Genomic DNA, 22,456 nt, shown 5'->3' with positions numbered 1-22,456 from the left:
TATTTGAAGTTATATCCATGCAATCTTAAAAGTCTTTGATTAAACCCAATTCCTTTCAGCACCAGCAAACAATATGTAAATTATTAATCTCTGAGATTATATATAAGTATTTGTTATTAGAATTTTGATATTTTTAATATGGTTAGAAATAACTTTAAAGAAGAGAAGAGTTTATAATATACACATAAGAAGCTGAAACACTATTTTAAAAACAGGATGGTTTTGTTTAATGGATAATAATGCAGACAATCCCAAAGATCAGATAACGCTTATCATTAATGATAAAAAAATAATATCTGAGCCGAGCAGAACCATACTTGAGGTCTGCCGCGAAGCCGGTATACGCATTCCCACTCTCTGCCATGATGAGCGTCTCGAACCCTACGGAGGATGCAGGCTATGCCTGGTCGAGATAAAGGGTATGGCAAGGCCTCTTGCATCATGCACCACTCCTGTTCAGGACGGTATGGAGGTAACAACAGAAAGTCCTCTTCTGCGCCAGTTGCGCAGGACAAATCTTTCACTTATACTCTCGAATCATCCCAATGACTGCATGAAGTGCGAGCAGACCGGCAGCTGCACTCTCCAGGATCTTGCGTACGAATATGATGCTGACGGTGATCTGTACAAAGGCGAAAAGTGGGATCTGCCAAAGAGAGAGGACAATCCATTCATCACCTATGAACCCAACAAATGCATACTCTGCGGCAGATGCACAAGGATATGCAATGAGGTTGTGATGGCCGGAACAATTGATCTGGCAGGCAGGGGATTCAGGACAATGCCGGACACAGCCTTCAGCAAACCCCGCACGCTAGACAACTGCGAGTTCTGCGGCCAGTGTGTATCAACCTGCCCGACAGGCGCTTTAACTGATAAAAAGGGCCGCGGCTTTGGCCGTGATTTTGAGATGAAGAAGGTGAAGACCACCTGTTCATACTGCGGCACCGGCTGCAACTTTTATCTGAATGTGAGAAACAATAGAGTGGTCAAGGTGACATCAGCATTTGATGCGCCTGTAAACAGGGGCAACCTCTGCATAAAGGGCAGGTATGGATATGAGTTCATACACAGTCCTGATCGTATAAAGACTCCTCTCATAAAAAAGAATGGCGTATTCCATGAGGCTTCATGGGATGAGGCGCTTGACCTTGTCTCAACAAGATTCAAAAGTCTAATTGAAAAATACGGGGCTGAAAAGGTCGGAGCTTTTTCATCAGCTCGATGCACAAACGAAGAAAACTATCTACTCGCCAAATGGGTGCGATGCGCGGTTGGGTCCAATAATGTGGACAACTGCGCGCGGGTCTGACACGCTCCAACTGTGGCCGGTCTGGCCACCAGTCTCGGTGCAGGAGCAGCAACCAATTCTCTCGATCAGATGCCGGATATGGACACACTGTTCCTGTTTGGCTCAAATCCTACTGAAGGACATCCGATTGTTTCTCTCTGGCTCAAAAAGGCGCTCAGAAACGGCGCAAAGCTGATAGTAGGCGATCCTAGAAAGACATGGATGGCAAAACGCGCTGACGTATGGCTTAATCTCAAACCCGGCAGCAACATCGCGCTTCTAAACGGCATGCTCAATGCTATATTCCAGAACGGATGGGAAGATGAAGCCTTTATCTCAAAAAGGACAGAGGGGATAGAGGAGCTCAAGGCAAAAGTCTCTGAATACGGGCCGGATGTTGTAGAGGAGATAACAGGTGTGTCGTGGGACAAGGTTGTTGAGGCAGCCAGGCTCTATGCTCAAGCTGACAAGGCGATGATTGTTTATGGCCTTGGAGTGACGGAGCACAAGACAGGTACGGAGAACGCTATGGCGATAGCCAACCTTGCACTCGCTTGCGGACAGATAGGCAGGCCATCAACAGGAATTATGGCCTTGAGAGGGCAGAATAATGTGCAGGGCGCATCAGACCTTGGGCCGTATCCATCATCACTGCCTGGCTACCAGTCTGTGCTCGATCCCAAGGCGCGCGCCAAATTCGAGAAGGCCTGGGGAGTGCAGATCAAGGACAAGCCAGGACTGAAATCAGTAGAAATGCTGGATGAATGCACAAAAGGGAATTTCAAGGGTTTGTATGTGCTCGGTTATGACATAGCGCAGACAGATCCGAACCTCAATCATATATGGAAAGCTCTGGAGTCAGTGGAGTTTCTTGTTGCGCAGGATATATTCCATACAGAGACCACACGCTTTGCTGATGTGGTGCTTCCTGGCGCGAGCTTTGCAGAGAAGGACGGTACATTTACAAACGGAGAGCGCAGGGTGCAGCGCGTGCGCAAGGCTATAGAACCTTTGTGCGGTATGGCAGACTGGCAGGTTATATGTGAACTCTCAACGAGGATGGGCTATAAAATGAGCTATACCCATCCGTCAGAGATAATGGATGAGATAGCATCACTTGTTCCCAACTACGGAGGCATAGACTATAAAAGGATTGATGAAAAGGGTCTGCAATGGCCATGTCCTGAAAAAGAGCATCCTGGCACATCAACACTGTATACAGATATATTCTCAAGGCCTGGAGGATTAGCACAGTTCATGCCGCTTGATCATACAGGTTCCGGCGAAAAACCTGATGATGAATATCCTTATGTGCTCATAACAGGCAGAGTAAGGGAGCACTACAACAACGGTTCGATGACAAGAAGGTGCAGCGGCATACTGGAGCTTGTGCCTGAAGAGCTGCTCGAGATAAGCCATGAGGATGCAGCAGATATTGGTCTGCTCAACGGAGATTGGGTGAATGTTTCATCAAGAAGAGGCCAGATTAAGGTGAAGGCAAAAGTGACTGACCGTTCCCAGGCAGGCAGCGTATTTCTCACGTTCCATCATCCAGAAGCGCTTACAAACATGCTTACATCAGGGGTCAGGGATCCAATAACAGGCACTCCTGAGTACAAGGCATGTTCTGTCAAAATAGAGAAGACATAATGTTTTTTTCTAAGTAGAGACTATTCTAGATATCTCACATCAGTCACAAAGTATTCTGTTTCTCCAAAACACTTCGAGGGAACTCCTATATGTTGTTCATAGCTTATCACAACTTTTTTACCAGCGGTCTGGTTTATGCGGCTGATAACTTTATCATCACGTACACTGAATAAAAATTTTTCAGACATGGTGCCAGGCATCGAAACCATTGCCAGCTCGCCTTCCCATGTCTTGCAAAGCCAGCCTTTTTGCGAGAATTTCTGGACATAGCCAGCGCGTTCGCCTTTTGAAAAACTCCAGTGTAAAACTATCCATGTATAGAGAACAAAACCTCCGATAATCAACAAGAGCAGTCCTGCAAGTATGATCTTGATGCGTGACATTATTGAGACCAATTTATCATCTCCTTTTAAAAAATAAATTCAGAAATATTATAGCAGGTTGCCGGAACAATGAGAATCGAGTATTAAATATTCTCGACCATCTCCCAGACTCCGCATGGGCAGGTGCCGGCGCAGAATCCGCAGCCGATGCATTTTTCTTCGTCGACAACATATTCGTATGAACCGTCTTTGTGTTCGACTCTGCTGATTGCGTCCCAATAGCAGGTTGTCTCGCACATGTGGCAGTCGCGGCAGGTTGCACACGACATGCACTTGTCTGCTTCCTTCTCTGGAGTAAAATCTCCTTTGCAGAGATCATAGTATTCTGTCTTGATTCTTTCGTACGGTATAACCTGTTTTATCTCAGGTTGACGAGGAGCATGGCTTATAAGATAATGTACATTCTCAGCAGTGAGCCTTCCATGACCGATAGCATGTGTTATAAGGCCGAGTCCTGTAACATCGCCTATAGCAAAGACTTTAACATCAGAGGTCTGATAGTTTTCACCTGTCTTTATCCACCCTTTTTCTGTATGAATTCTTTGAGGGAGGAAATCAACCTCAGGCACGTCCCCGACAGATATTACTACAAAATCAGCATCAAGCGTTGAACCGTCTTTAAAATATATTTTATTTTCATTTTTGTCATAGCGCTCTGTGAATTTAGGCCATAAAATCTTTGTCCCCTTTGCCTTAGCGATATCGATTTCAACACCAAACGCAGCCGGCTTCTGTATATCTACAGCAACCACAGACTCTGCTCCGTTGTTGTATGCCTCTGAAGCTGCGTCCATTCCGACATTTCCTGCGCCGATTATTACAACCTTTTTATTTTTTAGATCAGGATGCCTGCCGGAGTTTATGTCTCTAAGAAAATCATATGCTGATACTGCATTATCAGAACCTGGGAATGAAATTTTCCTCGGCTGATGCGCACCGCACGCCACTATTACGACTTCATGGTCTTTATATATTTTCTCGAATCTCTGTTTATCCACTTTTGTATTCAGATGAACATTGACCCCGAGCTCTTTGAATCTCGATATTTCTTTCTCAAGAATCTGGTGAGGAAGACGCTCTCTTGGAATGCATAGTTCTATCTTTCCTCCAAGTTTATCGGAAGCCTCATATATATCAACAGCATGTCCTTTTAATACAAGCTGCCATGCAGCGGACATCCCGGCAGGACCGCCGCCTATCACAGCTATTTTGTGATTTGTAGGCTCTGCTTTTTTAGGAGCAGGAAGTTCTAGGGCAAGGCTTCCTAATTTATCGATCTGAAGGGGCTTATCTAAAAATCCTCTGGTACAGCTGTTCATGCAAAGGTTAGGGCATATCTCTCCGCAGACTGTTGCAGGCAGAGGGCTGTACTGCAATACAAGCTCTAATGCTTCCTGCAGTTTCCCCTGTCTTATAAGCGCTGCTCTTTGATGAGAAGGAATATGTGTAGGACATGCATATGCACAAGGAGGCGCATATTTTTGATTTGCCCATACAGGTCTATTTCTTCTTTCTTTGCCTGTTGTTATATAAGGAAGAATTGTGAGTTCATGATCGAGATATTCTGCGAATATTCCTCCTGCGCCAACATACTTATCCCAGACATTTTTTCTGAAATCAGAGGTTGTCATCTTGAAAAATCTTCTGGCTCTTTTTTCCTGCGGAGTATATGCAGTTAATTTTTTCCATTCATCAGCAGAACGGGTAAGTTCTTCATGATAGGATGTTCTCTCAACAGCTTCAAGGAATGGTGTTATATTTTCTTTAAGCCATTCCCAGTCCTGCGAAGTTATTTCTGATAACTTAACGTCTCTTGCGCTGTATCCCTGAATCTGCCCTCTGAAATAAATTGTTCCTCCGACCATTCCTACGCATGGACGATAACCGAGTATGTTTTTTGGATTTGCTGGATTTACTCCGCATACAACAGCTATGCCTCCTGCTTTAAACTCAGCAAAAGAATCGCCAACCTCTCTGAAATACCAAGACTGTGGAGGTTCAAATCTGGGATTTTGCTTTGTCATTGTATCGCAGCGCGCACCTCCTCTGCCCTGAACATAAAGAACACCCTGTGCTGCTGCATTAAATGCGCCGTTAGTTACATCACCTAAAACAGTTATCTTAGCACCGCAATTGAGCCAGCCAACATCGTCAGATGCGCTTCCATGAACAACAATTTCTGTTCCTTCCATTCCCATGCTGCCGAGTCTCTGTCCAACAGGGCCTTCGACTGTTATTATTATGGCCTCTTTGCGCGGCCATATTCTCCCGCCTATGCTGTGCTGTCCGTCGGCGATCACATGTATCTTTCTAGCACCTTTCTTAACAGCTTCTTGTATCTGCTCTTCAAGAATGCGGGTAGCCAGTCTTTTCCCTTCAACAGCACCGTTAATGACTGTTGCATTGTCTGAAGATTTTTTTATTTTTTCAGCACGCATAGCTTATTCCCAGTCTTTCAGCCGCAGCTTTATCATCTATGCTGAGACCGTCCGACATGCCGATTGGAAGTTCTGTGCTTCTTCCCATTGGAGCGAATATTTTTTTGAGTTCAACATCAGCCGCCTTAAAGACCTCAACAACTCTTTCTGCAACTTTATCAGAATCAAGCCTTCTGTATAATTTAGGGTCTTGTGTTGTAATTCCTCTCGGGCATCTGCCAGTATTGCACAGATTGCATCTGTTGTATTCATCTCCAAAGCAGTCTGCTGCTGACTGCATGATGTATTTGCCTATTGCAACCGCTGATGCACCAAGCATTATCAATGCTGCAGTATTTGCAGCAAGATTCCCTTTTTTACCGACTCCGCCTGCTGCGATCAACGGAAGTTCATTTTGTTTTCCCTGCTTTACAAGGTCAAGATAGCATTCTCTTAAATTCGATGCTATTGGATGTCCCATATGGTCAAGAGAAACATTATAAGCTGCACCTGTTCCCCCGTCTTCTCCGTCAATGTACAATCCTGCTGCATATGGATTTCGTGCAAGATTGTTTAAAACTGCTCTTGCTGTTTTTGTCCCTGAGATTTTTGGATAAACAGGCACCCTGAATCCCCATGCCATTGACATTGACTGGATCATCTTTGCAACGGCCTCTTCAATGGAGTATTTTGTCTGATGGGTCGGAGGCGATGAAAGGTCAACGAACTGTGGCACACCTCGTATCTCGGCTATAAGTTTTAAAACCTTTTGTGCCATAAGCAGTCCGCCGTCGCCGGGCTTTGCGCCCTGACCATATTTAATTTCAATTGCAGCAGGGTCTTCTGTCATGTGAGGAAGGGCGTGTATTATCTCGTCCCATCCAAAATATCCTGATGCGATCTGGATAATGAAATATTTCAGATATTTTGATTTAAGCAGTCTCGGCGGCATTCCGCCTTCGCCTGAACACATAACAACAGGCATATTCTCAATTTCGTTAAGATATGCTACTGCCATTGCGAGACCTTCCCACATTGGAGGGGAAAGTGCTCCGATAGACATGCTCCCGATCATTATCGGGAATATTTCTCTTACAGGAGGAATAAATTTATCAATCTCTTTATCAACCAGAATCTTATTGTTAATTACTTTCAGGGGCAGTTCCTCTGGAGGCAGTATCCTTCCCAAGAGTGTTCTTACATGAAATTCGTGACGTCCTGCATCCAGCGCAGGGTCTGTGAGCATGGATATCCTCGTGAATTTCAGTCTGTCAAGCGTTGAAGGTGAAGGATCATTTCTCCTTCCGCCTCTTCTGTAAGGCTCACCGCCCTTATTTTTGTAATGATTAAATTTGTTTTGTGGATTATATTCAGGCTCGATTGCTTCGTTAGGACATACAAGCGTGCATGTTCCGCAGCCTGTGCAGTACCTTTCCATATCAGCAACCTGCTTTACAATATGGGTTATGTTTCTGACAGCAGTTGGTGTTGGAACATGTCCTTCGGATTTAACAATCCTCTGCAGTTGAACTGATGGTTCAATTGCTTTTACAGGACACACAGCTGTGCATGAACCGCAGCGCTTGCACCTATCGTCCCTCCAGCGGATTATATATGGGAATTCTCTTAATGTCAGTTGATGATTTTTATCCAATCTTAACCCTGCAGTTGGTTCCATACCTGCACCTCCTCTGCATCAGGCTGGATAATGACCATATCGTATTTCATCGGGAATATATCAGTTGACTTGTCTCTATTCGGTATTGCCTTGTCAACACCGCACTCTTCTGACATCAATGCGTATTTACCCTTTATGCCGCCTACAACACCCGGCCTTAATTTTTTAGAATCCTGAACCATAAAGCATGTGCCATCAGGGGTAAATCCAATAACCATGTTCGGCCCGTCGATGCACAATGGCCTTAGAGAATGCTTTATAAGTCTCAATGCCTCTCCATCTTGCCTGAATTCCATCTCGTTTGGTTTTAGCGGAGTAATAACATCTTTGTAATATTTAAGAGGGAAGCCAAGCTGTCTTACAGTGTAATGAAGTATGTGAGTAAACACTTCGCTGTCGCTGTTATACCCTATGTAGCCAGGAAAACCTCTGCTCATAAGAAATTCTCTTATTGGAACGAATGCTGTATTTTCACCATTTGTCATTGAGCAGTATCCCTGTATAAAGAAAGGATGACATGCATAAAGATATATTGCGTAGTTGGTGTTCTGCCTTCCTTGTGCAAATATGATCTTTGCTTTAACAATATCCTTGTCGAGGCTGAAAAATTCTCCAACCTGCAGAGGATCTCCCACCTCTTTAAGTGTGATTACGTCAGGATAGAAAGAGAAAGCGAATATGGATTCATCCTTTTCTCCGAGCTTTCTTACGGCGAGACGAGTATTCATTAGAAGAGTCTCTTTTTCAGCCTGGCTCCTGTTCCTGAAGTGAGCTGGATATTCGTACACTCTTGCAAAATAGTGGCCGCGTGCATTTATCAAGGTTGTTTTTCGTATTGTGGGAGTCCATACATGTTTGAGCTTGAATCCCTGTGCTTCCATGAATTCATCCAACATGCTTACGCCATTGCCTGAGCATATGCCTGAGAGTATAGGGCAGTCTTTGAGTTCCTCAAACTCTCCGCCGAGGTTTTTGAGGACAAGACCGAGGCCTGAACCGTCATGCCCTTCCTTCATTGTCTCAAGTGCAAGGATGTTCTCTATTGGCGAAAAATATTCTTTAGATGTTATGGCTGCCAGTCTGCACATTATGCTTCTATTTTACCTCATGCCCATAATATCGCCTAATTTGAAAAAACAGGCAAAAAAGCGTCTCTGCCACTTCATTACAGATTTTAGTGGTCATAGACGCCATTGGACGGTAACCGTTTGCCGTCTATTAATATAATAGACTTTATTTATGATTTTTGTCAACTTTGTTATTAAACCCATAATATTTTTATGATTTTTATGATAAAGATTCTTAATTTAAATTCCTTGACAAAGAAAAATCGGATTGTATAAAGTGAATGACGAAAGGTAACCGATTACCATGCACAAGATTTCATCCGGCATAAAAAGTCTCGACGAGCTTGTGGATTCATTTTACATCGGAGACAATGTTGTATGGGAAGTTGATGCAGGCACCTCTTATGAAAAATTCATTCATAACTTTGTCAAACAGTCATTCAACGATTCACAAAAAATAATTTACATAAGTTTCAACAGATCCCCTCACAGTATTATCAATGAAATAAACAGTTTTGCGGATTCCGATCTTTTTGTGCTTGTAGACTGTTTCACATCAGGCAAAGGGCAAAATGACAATACCTTTCTCAGATTCTATGCACAAAACAAAAACAAGATTAATATTGTAAGAATAGAAAATCCCAAGAATATAAATGAATTTACCCAAGTGCTTAATTCGATTGAAGACAGCCTTCCTTCAGGGGTGAGGTATGTTTTCGACAGTCTTACCGGCATGCAGGATTTATGGGGCGATGAAAATAACACATATAAATTTTTTACTTATATGTGCCCGCGGTTATACGATCTTGAAACAGTTGCATACTGGATATTGGAAAAGGAGGCGCACAGCAAGATATTTAAGGCTAACCTTCGGCATATTACTCAGGTTGTTTTTGATCTTTATAAGAGAAGAGACAGCCTTTTTATCAAGGCCTTAAAGCTTGCTGAACGAAAGAATAGAGAAGCTTTTAAAACTCATAATTTTGAGATTAACAATGATGAAATTTTGATTACTGAATCTAAAAAAGAGACTTCAATTGATATTGGTTCCAGAATAAAAGGCATGAGAGCAAGGCTGGGGATGTCTCAGAAGGAACTAGCTGCTAAAATCGGACTCACAACGAGTTTTATTTCACAGGTCGAGAATAACCAGGTAAGTCCTTCTTTAAATTCATTCCTGCAGATTTCATCTGCTCTAGGCAGAAGTCCAATAGAGATGTTTCAGGATACCAGAGAAAAAAGTGAAGCAGAATGGTTTCTCAGCAGAGGATTTGTAAGGGAAAATCTCGAGGAAAATGAATCAGGATATTCCATCTTTAAAATTATGTCGGGCGAAAATACTTCGGCATATATTACTGTAATAAAGCCTGGCGCCAGTTTTGAAAAACATTTTCTTAATTTCAAGAAAGATGAACTGATTCATATACTAAGCGGGAATGTTTCAGTAAAAGTCGGTTCTGTTGAAAAAGAGCTCAGACAGGGTGATTCGATTCATCTGAAGGATTTTCTGCCTGAGCAATGGACTAACATTAATGATAAAGAAGCCGAATTGCTGGTAGTGTGTTTTTGATATGGAGATAGTTATCAATTTTGGATTTTCATAAGAGAAAATCCAAAATTTTTTTGTCCATAGGCTTAATCAATACTTAATTATTTTAAAAGTATTGTTATTAATACTAAAATAGGGAGGTGAAATTGAGAGAAATTAATTTAAGCTTTTGATTTTAGGAGATGTTGCAAAGAAAAACAATAAAGGAGAAAGAGGATGAATTTACAACGGCCTAATAGTAATGACGCAACAAGAACAAGCAACCGCTCAAGAAACGTAGCGCCAATGAGCGGAATATGCACACGCTGTATTGACGGATGCCGCGGAAATTGTGAAGTTTTCAAGGCGACATTCAGAGGCAGAGAGGTTATCTATCCCGGTCCATTTGGCGAAGTGACAGCAGGCGGAGACAAAGATTATCCTGTTGATTATTCTCATCTGAACATACATGGTTATGCCCTTGGCGCAAAAGGCCTTCCTAAAGGGACTAAAGGCGATTCTGATACAGCCAGATTTCCTGATGTTAATACAGAGACGGAATACGGCTGGACAAAAAAAGTAAAAATGAAGATGCCAATATTTACGGGTGCGCTCGGTTCAACAGAAATAGCCAGAAAGAACTGGGAACACTTTGCTGTAGGCGCAGCAATCTCAGGCGTAACCATTGTATGCGGCGAGAATGTATGCGGTATAGATCCAAAGCTTGAACTTAACAGCAAGAACAAGATAGTAAAATCTCCTGACATGGATAGAAGGATAGAGGAATACCGACGCTATCATCAGGGGTACGGCGAGATACTCGTCCAGATGAATGTTGAAGACACAAGGCTCGGCGTCGCCGAATACATAATCGACAAGCACGGCATAGAGACAATCGAACTCAAATGGGGTCAGGGAGCAAAATGCATCGGGGGAGAGATAAAAGTTCCTACGATTGAACGTGCTTTGGAACTGCAGAGGCGCGGATATATCGTAACTCCTGATCCATCCGATCCTGTTGTGCAGGCAGCTTTCAGGGACGGGGCGATCAAGGAATTCGAACGCCACAGCAGACTCGGATTTATCGATGAGAAAGGCTTTTACGCAGAAGTTAACAGACTTAGAAAGCTTGGTTTCAAAAGAGTAACTCTAAAAACAGGAGCATATGGACTGCGCGAGTTAGCTATGGCGATCAAATGGAGTTCAAATGCGAAGATTGATCTGCTCACAATTGACGGAGCTCCGGGCGGCACAGGAATGAGCCCATGGAGAATGATGGAAGAGTGGGGAATGCCTTCTCTTTATCTGCATTCAGCAGCAGCGGAATTCTGCAGCATACTTCAGAAGAAGAAACAGCGCGTGCCTGACATAGCATTCGCAGGAGGATTCAGCAGCGAAGACGGCGTATTCAAGGCCTTGTCATTGGGATCTCCGTTTACCAAGGCTGTCTGCATGGGCCGTGCATTGATGATTCCTGGCATGGTCGGCAAAAACATCGATAAATGGATAAAAGAAAATGATCTGCCAAAAACAGTGAGCGAATTTGGTTCAACTATTGAAGAGATATTCGTTAATTATGAAGATGTTAAAAATATTGTCGGAAATTCCGAGATCAAGAAAATACCATTAGGCGCTGTAGGCATATACAGCTACTCCCAGAAAATTAAAGTCGGCCTCCAGCAGATTATGGCAGGAACCAGATGCTTCAACATTGAATCTATCACAAGAAACGATCTTATGTCTCTCACAGAAGAATGTGAAAAAATAACAGGGATACCGTATATTATGGATTCGTACAGAAAAGAGGCGCTAAAAATACTAGGCTCGAAATAATTTTTGCGCTATAGTTTATGTAAATATATTTGAGGGGTATGATTTTTAGCAGAATCGTCCCCCTTAAATGTATATTCGACTGAGGATGATTTTGACCACAAAAATATTGTTAGTTTAGGAGAAATTTTGGGACAAACAGCAAGCATAATCTATGATTTTATTGTCTTGTCTGCGGCATCCCTGATTTGAAATTGAACTTATGAATAAGACACTTATATCAATTCTCAGAGTTCTTGATAAGCATCCAGATATTGTCGGCTCGCGGGAAATATCTCGTGAACTAAAATTCTACGGGATTAATCTCACCGAGAGAACAGTTCGCTATCATCTTAAATTTTTAGATGAAAAAGGCCACACAGAAGTATTCGGAAAAGAAGGCAGGAAAATAACTCCTAAAGGCAGGGAAGAGCTTGGCAACGCACATGTATCAGATAAAGTAGGTTTTGTTATAAGTAAGATCGAAACCCTTTCATATTTAACTACACTTGATATTAAAACTTTTAAAGGGGATGTCATTCTTAACATATCCACTTTTCAAGAGGAAAAACTCAAAGATGCCCTTGAGATTTTAAAGCCTATATTTAAATCGCCTTATGTCATGAGCGATAAGATCATTCTTGCGCATGGCGGCGAATGGATAGGCGATGTGCTTATACCTGAAGGCAGCGTTGGGTTAGGCACTGTATGCAGTGTTACTACCAATGGTATATTTCTCAAGGCTGGGATCCCCGTCACATCAAAATTTGGCGGTGTGATAGAAATAATCGACGGCAGACCTACAAGGTTTATTTCACTGATAAGCTATGAAGGATCATCACTTGATCCACTGGAGATATTTATAAGAAGTAAAATGACTGATGTGCTTGGAGCTGTTCAGGATAAAACAGGGAGAATTCTTGCAAGTTTTAGGGAGATACCTGTTGTGTGTATTGAGCAGGCAAAGGCGATGGCTAAAAAAATGTTTGATAACGGCATAGGAGGGATTCTTATTATAGGGGAACCTAACACTCCTCTTCTTGAAGTTCCCGTTGGTATTGATAAGGTTGGCATTGTGATAGTCGGAGGACTTAATCCTATTGCTGCAATTGAAGAATCAGGAATACCTACAACCAATACAGCCATGTCAACGCTTTATTCATATACAAAACTTAGCAGTTTCAATGATTTAAGGGGGATGCATGAAAAAGATTGAGACAATAATCAAACCTTTTAAGTTAGATGAAGTAAAAGATGCGCTCAATAAAGTGGGTGTTCAGGGAATGACTATAACCGAAGTAAAAGGATTTGGAAGACAGAAAGGCCATACAGAGCTTTATAGAGGGACAGAATATATCGTAGATTTTATCCCCAAAATAAAAATAGAAATAGTTGCGCAAGATAATGCTGTTGATGAGATAATCAGGGCAATAGAGACTACAGCAAAAACAGGCAAGATAGGCGATGGGAAAATTTTTGTAAACAGTATTGAGGATGCAGTAAGAATAAGAACAGGACAAAGAGGAGAGGAGGCAATAAATTGATGGAAACAAAACGAGTTGTAGAAAAGGCAAAGGCTGATAATGTAACCTTTATCAATCTCCAGTTTACGGATATACTCGGCTGTCTCAAGGAAATTACTGCTCCTGTTCAGAGCCTTCCTGACATAATGAAATATGGCGCATGGTTTGACGGTTCATCCATAGAAGGATTTGCCAGAATTCATGAGAGTGATCTTTATCTCAAGCCAGACCCATCGACATATTCAATAATCCCATGGCTAGATTCAAAAGACGGAAATACAGCAAGGTTGATATGTGATATCTATAGCCCTGATGGAAGTCCTTTTGAAGGAGACCCTAGATTTATTTTAAAAAAAGCGCTGAAGAAAGCAGCGGATATGGGATTTGAATATAATGTTGGTCCTGAGCTTGAGTTTTTTCTTTTTAGAAACATTGCTGATAAACTTTCTCCAATTGATAACAGCGGATATTTCGATCTTGGAACCGATGAAGCGCACACAATAAGAAGAGAGATAACAACAACTCTTGAGAAATTCGGAATAGATGTTGAAGCATCGCACCATGAAGTGGCGCCTGGCCAGCATGAAGTTGATTTTAAATACGGGGAGGCTCTTACAACAGCTGACAGACTGCTTACGCTCAGAGTAACAGTAAAAGCCATAGCGCAAAAACATGGATTAAGAGCGTCATTCATGCCAAAGCCTGTGATGGGTATTGCTGGGTCAGGAATGCATGTTCACCAGAGTCTTTTTAATATAAAGACAAAACAAAATTCATTTTATGATAAAAGCGACAAATACGGATTATCAAAAGCCGCATATAATTTTATTGCAGGCCAACTTCAAAACGTAAAAGGCATGGTTGGAATACTTTGTTCAACTATCAATTCGTATAAAAGGCTTGTTACGGGTTTTGAAGCTCCGGTTTATATTTCATGGGCAAGGATCAACAGGTCTGCGCTTATGAGAGTTCCTCACTGGTTTGAAGATAAACCAAACTCAGCCCGCATCGAACTGAGGTGTCCTGATCCTGCTTGTAATCCTTATCTGGCGTTTGCTGTAATGCTGGCGGCAGGACTTGATGGTATAGAAAAAAATCTTTCGTTGCAGGAACCTATTGAAGAAGATCTATACCAGTTTGACGAGGATAAGCTTGCGTCAAAAAATATCGAGACGCTTCCGTCTTCGCTTTACGAGGCTATTACTGAACTCGAGAAAAATAAATTAATGCAGACAGTTCTTGGAGAGCATCTTTATCGGAGATATATCCACACAAAGAAAGAGGAATGGAATGAATTTAAAATGCAGGTTACGGAATGGGAAGTCGAAAAATATCTTGATATATAGCCTTTTCATAAAGACCTGACCGGCCTTTTTAGACAAAAGGTGTTCATCCACCGCTGCAATTAAAAGGATTTTGAATCTCCATCTTCAGTATTTTTGAACTCTGGCATGAGGGGCAGAGCTTTTCTTTTTGCCCTTCATTTGTGTTGATTTCTGTGTCACTATCTAGTTCAAGCTGATAGCCGCATTCCAGACAGACATAGTTTTTTCGCATTGTTATCTCCTTGTATTAAACTTATGCTGCTTTCTTGATCTCGTCTCTAAACTCAAGAGATCTCTTTGGGCATGCAGCAACACAAGTAGAACATTTTATGCAGTCGTTATTTTCCATGATGCCTTGGTTTTTATATTTATATGGTTTGATCTGCATAGGACATACTTTTGAGCAGATCTTGCAGTCGATGCACGATGATTTCACGTTCAGCAGGTTTTTCCCATCAGAGACGCTGTTGCTTATTGTTCCTACGGGGCATATATAGCACCATGCGCGCTGATGGTAAAATATTCCGATGGTAATCCCTATTATCGTTGTTATTGACAATACCTTTACCATAGCAAGTCCCATCTCTTTTATGTCAGGATATGCAGAGTATATTTGCGCTCCAAGAACTGTTATTAATGTAACAAGAACAGCTATTCTTAGACGCATGTCTTTTAAAAATTTCGGGATTTTAGTCCCTCTGCTCGTTTTTTTTATCAAAAGATCATAGAAGCTTCCTCTTGGACACATCCAGTCGCACCAAGCTCTGCCTTTGTAAAAGGCTATTCCAATTCCACCTATCATGCATCCTATAAGGAAATATCCCAATATGGGATAAAACCATCCTCCGATTACAATAAGAGGCAGTCCTACCCATGTGAGCGACTGTAATTTTGTTCTTTTTTTGCTATGTTTTTCGAGCATTTTTTCTCCGCTTCTTCTTCATGTATTCAAGAAATTCTTTCATACTGCATTTGCCTGTTTTTTTATTATACTCAGTGCATTCTCTGAGTAATCCCAAGTCATTTATAAAAGTTCTGTTTTTATTAAGGTGTTTTTTTGTTATCTTTAATATCTCAAAAATTATTTCAGAAGGTTTTTTCTTCATAGAATAAATAATCATTTTGCCTTCTCTGCGTTCGTCTAAAAACCCTGCATTTCTTAGAAGCGATAGGTTTCTGGATATTAAAGGCTGCGATGTGCCGAGAACTCCCACTAGTTGGCATACGCAGAGTTCTTTTCTAGTAAGGAGCGTCAAAACTCTCAGCCTTGTTTCATCCCCCAAAAGCTTATATAATGTTACAGTTTTTTTCATATAACTATATTGTTATATGATTTTAGATTTTTTGTCAAGAATATTTTTACAAGTTTAAGGTTAATAGCGTAATTATTTTTAATATAAAAGCTTTGACAATAAATCTGATTAATGATAACTTTTAAAAATGGCGAGCCATAAAGGAGTTTAATGCCTAAATTTGTAGTTCATGAACATCATGCAAGTCATCTGCATTTTGATTTCAGGCTCGAAATGGACGGAGTCCTTAAATCATGGGCAATACCCAAAGGTCCTTCGATGAATCCTTCAGAAAAAAGGCTTGCAATAATGGTTGAAGACCATGCGCTCGACTACGGCACTTTCGAGGGCAGTATCCCTGAAGGCATGTATGGAGCTGGAACTGTGCTGATATGGGACAAGGGAGCATATCAAATTTTCAGCGGCGATATGAAAAGTGGTAAACTTGAGATATATCTTAAAGGCAGTAAGTTAAACGGTGTTTTTGTACTGACAAGATTTAAAGATAAAATTAAGGAATGGCTTTTGATAAAAAAGAAAGATAAATATGCTGATGAAAAATTCAAGCTTAAGACAGTGATTAAAGAAACTTAGATTAATTATATGGACAAAAAGAACATTACAAAAAAAATTGCAGTAATTGCCAGAGACAGACAGACGGTTGCTATTAAGACTGCTATCGGTCTTACTTTAGCTGAAGATTCGGTCACAGTTTTTATTGTTGACCGGCAACTTGCGATAACAGAAGAGACCAAGATTGGAATCGAAACACTAAAGATGATGAATGTGGATATTATCTCGAATAATCCTTCTAATAAATTTAAACAGATGTCGACAGAGGAAATTGCTAATAAGTTAACAAACTTTGATATTATGATCCCAATCTAGCATATAAATTCAAAAAGCAAAAATTATCATGTACAAGGATAAAATGATCGAGCTTACCGAAGAACAACTGCAAAGATACGACAAACATATAAAGCTTGCTGAAGTTGGAATTGAAGGCCAGAAAAAACTTTTAAGCGCAAAAGTTTTTGTTGTTGGTGCCGGCGGCTTGGGTTCTCCATTGGGTTTTTATCTGACAGCAGCCGGAATAGGAACAATAGGGATGGCTGACAATGATAATGTTGAATTAAGCAATCTACAAAGGCAGATTGCCCATAGTGTGAATACGCTTGGAACCTCGAAAACAGAATCTGCAAAAAAAACATTCAATGCACTGAATCCCGATGTGAATTTCATAACATATGGAGAAAGAGTCACTCAAAAAAATATCATGACATTAATCAGGGATTATGACGTTATTGTTGATTGCAGTGACAATTTCCCTTCCCGATATCTTATCAATGATGCGTGTGTTATTTTAAATAAACCGCTTGTGAGCGGCGCAGTATTGAAATTCGAAGGGCATGTTACAACGATCATTCCGAAAAAAGGACATTGCTACAGATGTCTTTTTGAAGACATTCCTGCCGAGGGAGTTGTTCCGTCAAGCCCGGATACGGGTTTGCTGGGTGTGTTACCTGGTGTTATCGGCTCGCTTCAGGCAGCAGAGGTTTTAAAACTTATATTGAATATCGGCAGTGTTTTAAAAAACGAGCTTTTAATTTATGATGCGCTAAAAACAAATTTCAGAAAGATTCATATTCCGAAAAATCCAGACTGCCATGTATGCAGTGATAATCCGAGAATAAAAAAATTAGCTGAGACACCTGAATAAAATCATGAATAAAGAAGATAAAGAGATAAAAAGGATCGATCTACCAATTACAGGGATGTCCTGTACAGCTTGTGCAGCAAGCATAGAAGCGAATCTATCCAGTATGAAAGGTGTGAACAAAGCCAGCGTTAATTTTACCGCTGAAAAGGCAACTGTTTTATATAATCCGCTTAGTGTATCTATTAGCGATTTTGTAAAAAAAATAAAAGACCTTGGCTACAGCGTTGTTATCGCGAAACAGACGATTCCTATAAAAGGAATGAGTTGCGCTGCTTGTGTTAAGCGAGTACAGGATGCATTAAGTTCTCTGGAAGGTGTTGTATCTATATCAGTAAATCTTGCAACCGAAAGAGCAACAGTAGAATATGTTCCCTCTCAGATTGGTCTTAGAGAACTCAGGCAGGCTGTAAAAGATGCAGGCTACGACGTTTTGACAGTTGACAAGGGCGAGGATATTGTTGAAAAAGAAAAACATGAGAGAGAAGCCCATTATCAGAATCTGAAGATGAAGGTTCTAATAGGTGCAGTTCTTGCAATTCCTGTAATCATACTTGCATATTGGGACATGCTTGGCATTAAAATTTTTTCATTGCCTAAAAAGATTAATTTTATTATCCAGCTTATCCTTGAAACACCTGTTCAATTCTGGATTGGGTGGCAGTTTTATAAAGGCGCAATAAGCGCTGCAAAACATAGAACTACTAATATGAACACGCTTATTGCAGTGGGTACATCAGCTGCATATATATATAGTGTTTTTGCAGCTTTTTATCCTTCCTTATTCGAGATAAAAGGCTATTCCGCAGAAGTATATTTTGATACAGCCGCCGCGATAATCGTACTCATTCTTTTAGGCAGGATGTTCGAGGCAAGGGCAAAGGGAAGAACTTCAGAAGCTATTAAGAAATTAATGGGGCTTCAGGCAAAAACTGCAAGAGTACTAAAAAATGGTGTTGAGAAAGACATTCCTATAGAAGAAGTTGAAATAGGAGATATAATTATAGTCCGTCCGGGCGAGAGAATTCCTGTAGATGGAATAATAAAAGACGGATATTCGTCAGTCGATGAATCAATGTTAACAGGAGAATCTATTCCTGTTGAGAAAAAGACTGGAGATTCCGCTATAGGCGCAACGATAAACAAGACAGGCTCCTTTAGATTTGAGGCAACAAGAGTCGGGAGAGATACGGTGTTGAGTCGGATAATTAATATGGTTCAGGAAGCTCAAGGTTCAAAACCTCCTATTGCAAGAATGGCAGACAAAATTGCATCCGTATTTGTTCCTGTTGTAATGATAATTGCACTCATAACATTTCTTGTATGGTTTTTATTCGGTCCAGAACCTTCATTAACATATGCGCTTCTCAATCTAATTGCTGTTCTGATAATTGCGTGTCCTTGTGCGCTTGGTCTCGCAACTCCAACATCAATAATGGTCGGGACAGGGAAGGGCGCTGAAAATGGGATACTTATACGAGGAGGTGAATCTCTGGAGACTGCTCATAAAATCAATATGGTTGTATTCGATAAAACCGGAACACTTACAAAAGGCGAACCATCAGTAACCGATATAATCACGTCTGGTTCAGTTACAAAAAAAGATATTCTTTTTTATGCTGCGTCTGCTGAGAAAAATTCCGAGCATCCACTCGGCGAGGCAATAATCAAAAAAGCCCGTGAAATTGATGGTATTTCTCCAGAGACACCTTCCCAATTTCAGGCAGTGCCTGGTCAAGGCATAAAAGCAGATGTAAAAAGCAAAAGTGTTATTCTGGGGAATGCTGCAATGTTGGAAAATGAGAGAATTAAATTCAATGGCTTGAAGCAAAAAGCTGAAACTCTTGCCTCTGATGGCAAGACCATGGTGTTTGTTGTTGTAGACAAAATTGTTCATGGGATAATTGGAGTTGCAGATACAATTAAACCCGAATCCAAAGAAATTGTAAAATCATTGCACAAACTCGGAATAGAAGTTGCAATGCTTACAGGAGATAATAGGATAACAGCAGATGCTATTGCTCGTATTGCAGGAATCGACAGAGTGCTTGCGCAAGTGCTTCCTGAAGATAAGGCAGAGGAAATTAAGAAACTTCAAAATGAAGGGAAGGTTGTTGCAATGGTTGGAGACGGCATTAATGATGCGCCTGCTCTTGCACAAGCAGATGTAGGAATTGCGATTGGCACTGGGACTGACATTGCTATGGAAGCATCAGACATTACACTGATAAAAGGTAGTCTTAAGGGAGTTGTGACCGCAATTGCGCTTTCCAAGGCAACAATAAGAAATATAAAGCAAAATCTTTTCTGGGCTTTTGCTTATAACATAATTCTTATTCCTGTTGCAGCTGGCGTGCTTTTCCCATTCTTTGGAATTTTATTAAATCCAATGCTTGCAGCATTAGCAATGAGTTTCAGTTCAGTATCAGTAGTGACAAATGCCCTGAGATTGCGAAGAATAAGGCTTTAATGATATTTTATTAGTGTGAGGTAAAGGTGAAGAAGATTCTTATATTTATAGTCGTGTCATGTTTTTTTATGGTTTTTCTGCCGCATGTGTGTTGTGCTCAGAAAAATACCGGTACACAAAAGAATGAATCCCTTAGAAAAGGGGAAAAAAGAGCAACCCTTGATCCTAGTCAGTTCGCAAATCCCAGAGTAAAAGAAGCATACCGTGTGGCTAAAGAAATACCATGGGTTCTGGACAGTATATACTGCTATTGTTTTTGCGAGGAGTCAGCATCAAAACATATAAGTCTCTTGAGCTGTTATGTTGATCTTCATGCTTCTGTCTGAGACATCTGCCTTGGGGAAGCCCTGCGGGCTTTCGAATTGTATAAAAAAGGTTATTCTGTCAAAGAAATAAAAAAAATTGTTGAGAAGGAATACAAAAGATAATACTGGCTTATAAATATATTTTGTTCTGGTAATTAAAAATTAAATTTTTTTGTTTTTGCATTGACTTTTTTAAATAGTTCTTCATTTGTAATAATGCCTTTCTCGAGCAGAAGTGATACGATTGCGTTAAGAAGACCGCTTTCATCAGTCTCTTCTTTTTTTGTTATTCCTTCAGTCTGAGCTTCAGAATTTTTACTTCTTATTATATCCATAGTTTCAGGAAGCTTTTCAGCGCTTGATCTGAAACTTAGAGGTGAATTTATGGTTATTCCTTCGTAATGTTTAGAGATGGCATTTTTTATGTCAGATTCTATAGCAAGTATCGGTTTTATCCTGCAATTTAGTTTAAAAGAAAGTTCATCCTGCATCTTAATGTCCGTTGGATCTCCTGTTGCAATAACAAGTGTATTGTTTTCAAAGGAAACCGGCATTATGCAGTGCTTTTTAGCAATCTCAAATTTTACTGTCTTTAATGCCTGCGGAGAGATATCAACTTCATCAAGATAAATACATCTTTCACCAAGCTGCTGTTCAAGAAAAGATGCAAGTTTTTTTTCTTCAACAAATCCCATTTCTATAAGTGAGGATCCTAGTTTGCCGCCCCACTGTTTTTGATGGCCTAAAGCAGCGCTGAGCTGAAACTGATCTATTACGTTATTTTCAATAAGCAATTCTCCTAAAAGTTTGCCTTTTATTTTCACGCTGTCCTCCTAAAAATAACGGATTGTAAAAACATCAAATTCATTTTTAAAGTCTTCCCAGCGGATATCTATCGCATTAACCTTAGATGAAGGAGGTCCTTTATAGCAAGAACTTATTGCTTTTTCGATGTCTTCTTTCCCTCCTTCAAATAACACTTCCACATTTCCATCGCTGCAGTTTCTAACCCAGCCCTTCAGACTTAGAGAGTAAGCAGTCTCCTCTGTGAAGGATCTGTAAAACACTCCCTGTACCCTTCCTGAAATTATTAAATGTGCTCGCGCTTTTGGCATTTTATTGGATTAAATTTCATATTTTTCAAGCAGAAATGTCAAGAGATTTAAAGTGTAAAACTTGCTATAATTATAAAAGCTAAGACACGAATATATTCAGGAGGTTTTATATGAAAAAAATATTTTTGCTGCTGGTTGTTTTTTCTGTATTTATTGTAACGGGCTGCGTATCGACTTCAGAGTACAAAGCAAGGGTTAGCGACATCGATAAACTCAAAAAAGACAATTCCATGCTTGAAGAGAGACTTAAATCCAAGGAAGCGGAACTTGTAAAAAGCAAGGATGAAAGTGCTGATTTTAAAAAACTTCTTGATGCAAAAAAGGATGAATTGGTAAAAAATGTGACTCAATTAAAGGCAGAGATTGCAGCCCTTAAGGAAGAAAAAGAAAAAACAGTATCCAAGATGCAGGGAACTTATGACAGTATGATTGCAGAGTTGAATGAAGAAATTAAAAAAGGCGAGATTGCTGTTACACAGCTTAAGGATAAGCTCACTCTAAGCATGGTTGACAGGATACTCTTTGATTCTGGAAGCGAAGATGTTAAGGGAAATGGCAAAAAAGTGCTTGACAGGGTTGCAGAGATATTGAAAACAATTTCTGACAAACAGATAATGATCGAAGGACATACGGACAATGTGCCTATAGGATCAAAGATCGCAAAAAAATTTCTAACCAACTGGGAGCTGTCAGGTGCAAGGGCAACAAATGTGGTAAAGTATTTGCAGGAAAAGGGTGTTGATCCCAAACTTCTACATTCTTCAGCATATGCAGAATATAAACCGATAGAACCAAATGACACGGAGGAAGGAAGGGCAAAGAACAGAAGGATAGAGATTGTCCTTATACCTCTTGATATTGATAAAAAATAATCAGAAGGAACAGA

21 protein-coding genes are annotated in these 22,456 nt (G+C 40.6%); 12 read left to right on the top strand and 9 right to left on the bottom strand.

Going from position 1 to position 22,456, the window contains the following annotated elements; translation table 11 throughout:
- Positions 1-229 precede the first annotated feature (229 nt).
- Entirely contained in the window at positions 230-2,941 is a 2,712-nt protein-coding gene (fdhF, locus tag LLF28_08580) for a formate dehydrogenase subunit alpha (GenBank protein MCE5195484.1), read from the top strand.
- A gap of 20 nt (positions 2,942-2,961) precedes the next feature.
- Here fdhF and LLF28_08575 read toward each other — a convergent pair whose 3' ends face one another.
- From LLF28_08575 to LLF28_08560, 4 genes are all read right to left on the bottom strand, one after another.
- Positions 2,962-3,336: a hypothetical protein gene (locus LLF28_08575; GenBank protein MCE5195483.1), complete on the bottom strand. Its 375-nt coding sequence runs from the start codon at positions 3,334-3,336 to the stop codon at positions 2,962-2,964.
- Positions 3,337-3,407: 71 nt separating this feature from the next.
- Entirely contained in the window at positions 3,408-5,762 is a 2,355-nt protein-coding gene (locus LLF28_08570) for an FAD-dependent oxidoreductase (GenBank protein ID MCE5195482.1), read from the bottom strand.
- Positions 5,752-7,419: a 4Fe-4S binding protein gene (locus LLF28_08565; GenBank protein MCE5195481.1), complete on the bottom strand. Its 1,668-nt coding sequence runs from the start codon at positions 7,417-7,419 to the stop codon at positions 5,752-5,754. The genes LLF28_08570 and LLF28_08565 overlap by 11 nt, the downstream gene beginning before the upstream one ends.
- Positions 7,398-8,507 (bottom strand): hypothetical protein, encoded by a 1,110-nt coding sequence (locus tag LLF28_08560; protein MCE5195480.1) that lies wholly within the window; start codon positions 8,505-8,507, stop codon positions 7,398-7,400. The genes LLF28_08565 and LLF28_08560 overlap by 22 nt, the downstream gene beginning before the upstream one ends.
- A gap of 283 nt (positions 8,508-8,790) precedes the next feature.
- On the opposite strand from LLF28_08560, the gene LLF28_08555 reads away from it, so the two are divergent.
- From LLF28_08555 to LLF28_08535, 5 genes are all read left to right on the top strand, one after another.
- Positions 8,791-10,056: a helix-turn-helix domain-containing protein gene (locus LLF28_08555; protein MCE5195479.1), complete on the top strand. Its 1,266-nt coding sequence runs from the start codon at positions 8,791-8,793 to the stop codon at positions 10,054-10,056.
- A 195-nt stretch (positions 10,057-10,251) separates the two neighbouring features.
- Positions 10,252-11,847 carry an FMN-binding glutamate synthase family protein gene (locus LLF28_08550; GenBank protein ID MCE5195478.1) on the top strand — a complete coding sequence of 532 codons (1,596 nt, stop codon included), beginning with the start codon at positions 10,252-10,254 and terminating at the stop codon, positions 11,845-11,847.
- Positions 11,848-12,046: 199 nt separating this feature from the next.
- The gene (locus tag LLF28_08545) at positions 12,047-13,039 is read left to right on the top strand and encodes an NrpR regulatory domain-containing protein (protein ID MCE5195477.1); all 993 of its coding nucleotides are present in this window, start codon (positions 12,047-12,049) and stop codon (positions 13,037-13,039) included.
- Entirely contained in the window at positions 13,026-13,367 is a 342-nt protein-coding gene (locus LLF28_08540) for a P-II family nitrogen regulator (GenBank protein MCE5195476.1), read from the top strand. Before LLF28_08545 ends, LLF28_08540 begins: the two co-directional genes overlap by 14 nt.
- Positions 13,367-14,692 carry a glutamine synthetase family protein gene (locus LLF28_08535; GenBank protein MCE5195475.1) on the top strand — a complete coding sequence of 442 codons (1,326 nt, stop codon included), beginning with the start codon at positions 13,367-13,369 and terminating at the stop codon, positions 14,690-14,692. Before LLF28_08540 ends, LLF28_08535 begins: the two co-directional genes overlap by 1 nt.
- A 43-nt stretch (positions 14,693-14,735) precedes the next feature.
- Here LLF28_08535 and LLF28_08530 read toward each other — a convergent pair whose 3' ends face one another.
- From LLF28_08530 to LLF28_08520, 3 genes are read right to left on the bottom strand one after another with little or no spacing between them, the layout of a single operon-like run.
- Positions 14,736-14,903, bottom strand: a complete 168-nt coding sequence (locus LLF28_08530; GenBank protein MCE5195474.1) for a hypothetical protein — start codon at positions 14,901-14,903, stop codon at positions 14,736-14,738.
- A 21-nt stretch (positions 14,904-14,924) separates the two neighbouring features.
- The gene (locus tag LLF28_08525; GenBank protein MCE5195473.1) at positions 14,925-15,593 is read right to left on the bottom strand and encodes a 4Fe-4S binding protein; all 669 of its coding nucleotides are present in this window, start codon (positions 15,591-15,593) and stop codon (positions 14,925-14,927) included.
- Positions 15,577-15,984, bottom strand: a complete 408-nt coding sequence (locus LLF28_08520) for a metalloregulator ArsR/SmtB family transcription factor (GenBank protein ID MCE5195472.1) — start codon at positions 15,982-15,984, stop codon at positions 15,577-15,579. The genes LLF28_08525 and LLF28_08520 overlap by 17 nt, the downstream gene beginning before the upstream one ends.
- A gap of 150 nt (positions 15,985-16,134) precedes the next feature.
- Here LLF28_08520 and LLF28_08515 point away from each other — a divergent pair, with 150 nt between their 5' ends.
- The 5 genes from LLF28_08515 to LLF28_08495 are packed head-to-tail and all read left to right on the top strand — an operon-like array spanning position 16,135 to position 20,476.
- On the top strand, positions 16,135-16,557 hold the full coding sequence (locus tag LLF28_08515) for a hypothetical protein (GenBank protein MCE5195471.1): 423 nt from the start codon (positions 16,135-16,137) through the stop codon (positions 16,555-16,557).
- A 9-nt stretch (positions 16,558-16,566) separates the two neighbouring features.
- The gene (locus tag LLF28_08510; GenBank protein ID MCE5195470.1) at positions 16,567-16,851 is read left to right on the top strand and encodes a hypothetical protein; all 285 of its coding nucleotides are present in this window, start codon (positions 16,567-16,569) and stop codon (positions 16,849-16,851) included.
- 28 nt (positions 16,852-16,879) lie between these two features.
- On the top strand, positions 16,880-17,683 hold the full coding sequence (moeB, locus tag LLF28_08505; protein ID MCE5195469.1) for a molybdopterin-synthase adenylyltransferase MoeB: 804 nt from the start codon (positions 16,880-16,882) through the stop codon (positions 17,681-17,683).
- Positions 17,684-17,687: 4 nt separating this feature from the next.
- On the top strand, positions 17,688-20,150 hold the full coding sequence (locus LLF28_08500; GenBank protein MCE5195468.1) for a heavy metal translocating P-type ATPase: 2,463 nt from the start codon (positions 17,688-17,690) through the stop codon (positions 20,148-20,150).
- A gap of 26 nt (positions 20,151-20,176) precedes the next feature.
- Entirely contained in the window at positions 20,177-20,476 is a 300-nt protein-coding gene (locus LLF28_08495) for a PCYCGC domain-containing protein (GenBank protein MCE5195467.1), read from the top strand.
- Positions 20,477-20,610: 134 nt separating this feature from the next.
- On the opposite strand, the gene LLF28_08490 is transcribed toward LLF28_08495, so the two are convergent.
- Both LLF28_08490 and LLF28_08485 read right to left on the bottom strand, forming a co-directional pair.
- Entirely contained in the window at positions 20,611-21,279 is a 669-nt protein-coding gene (locus LLF28_08490) for a hypothetical protein (protein MCE5195466.1), read from the bottom strand.
- Positions 21,280-21,288: 9 nt separating this feature from the next.
- Positions 21,289-21,570 carry an acylphosphatase gene (locus tag LLF28_08485; GenBank protein ID MCE5195465.1) on the bottom strand — a complete coding sequence of 94 codons (282 nt, stop codon included), beginning with the start codon at positions 21,568-21,570 and terminating at the stop codon, positions 21,289-21,291.
- A gap of 110 nt (positions 21,571-21,680) precedes the next feature.
- Here LLF28_08485 and LLF28_08480 point away from each other — a divergent pair, with 110 nt between their 5' ends.
- Positions 21,681-22,442, top strand: coding sequence for an OmpA family protein (locus LLF28_08480; protein ID MCE5195464.1), 762 nt, complete (start codon positions 21,681-21,683; stop codon positions 22,440-22,442).
- The last annotated feature ends 14 nt before the right edge of the window (positions 22,443-22,456 follow it).

Source organism: Nitrospiraceae bacterium, from assembly GCA_021373015.1.
GTDB lineage: Bacteria > Nitrospirota > Thermodesulfovibrionia > Thermodesulfovibrionales > UBA1546 > JAJFTJ01.
The sequence above is the reverse complement of the archived record's forward strand: the minus strand, read 5'-3'. Positions and strand labels throughout refer to the sequence as shown.

Bases quoted from the DNA above. Each gene is read 5' to 3' on its own strand.
- LLF28_08570 (MCE5195482.1), bottom strand. From the start codon at position 5,762: ATGCGTGCTGAAAAAATAAAAAAATCTTCAGACAATGCAACAGTCATT.
- LLF28_08565 (MCE5195481.1), bottom strand. From the start codon at position 7,419: ATGGAACCAACTGCAGGGTTAAGATTGGATAAAAATCATCAACTGACA.
- LLF28_08560 (MCE5195480.1), bottom strand. From the start codon at position 8,507: ATGTGCAGACTGGCAGCCATAACATCTAAAGAATATTTTTCGCCAATA.
- LLF28_08555 (MCE5195479.1), top strand. From the start codon at position 8,791: ATGCACAAGATTTCATCCGGCATAAAAAGTCTCGACGAGCTTGTGGAT.
- LLF28_08550 (MCE5195478.1), top strand. From the start codon at position 10,252: ATGAATTTACAACGGCCTAATAGTAATGACGCAACAAGAACAAGCAAC.
- LLF28_08545 (MCE5195477.1), top strand. From the start codon at position 12,047: ATGAATAAGACACTTATATCAATTCTCAGAGTTCTTGATAAGCATCCA.
- LLF28_08540 (MCE5195476.1), top strand. From the start codon at position 13,026: ATGAAAAAGATTGAGACAATAATCAAACCTTTTAAGTTAGATGAAGTA.
- LLF28_08535 (MCE5195475.1), top strand. From the start codon at position 13,367: ATGGAAACAAAACGAGTTGTAGAAAAGGCAAAGGCTGATAATGTAACC.
- LLF28_08530 (MCE5195474.1), bottom strand. From the start codon at position 14,903: ATGCGAAAAAACTATGTCTGTCTGGAATGCGGCTATCAGCTTGAACTA.
- LLF28_08525 (MCE5195473.1), bottom strand. From the start codon at position 15,593: ATGCTCGAAAAACATAGCAAAAAAAGAACAAAATTACAGTCGCTCACA.
- LLF28_08520 (MCE5195472.1), bottom strand. From the start codon at position 15,984: ATGAAAAAAACTGTAACATTATATAAGCTTTTGGGGGATGAAACAAGG.
- LLF28_08515 (MCE5195471.1), top strand. From the start codon at position 16,135: ATGCCTAAATTTGTAGTTCATGAACATCATGCAAGTCATCTGCATTTT.
- LLF28_08510 (MCE5195470.1), top strand. From the start codon at position 16,567: ATGGACAAAAAGAACATTACAAAAAAAATTGCAGTAATTGCCAGAGAC.
- moeB (MCE5195469.1), top strand. From the start codon at position 16,880: ATGTACAAGGATAAAATGATCGAGCTTACCGAAGAACAACTGCAAAGA.
- LLF28_08500 (MCE5195468.1), top strand. From the start codon at position 17,688: ATGAATAAAGAAGATAAAGAGATAAAAAGGATCGATCTACCAATTACA.
- LLF28_08485 (MCE5195465.1), bottom strand. From the start codon at position 21,570: ATGCCAAAAGCGCGAGCACATTTAATAATTTCAGGAAGGGTACAGGGA.
- LLF28_08480 (MCE5195464.1), top strand. From the start codon at position 21,681: ATGAAAAAAATATTTTTGCTGCTGGTTGTTTTTTCTGTATTTATTGTA.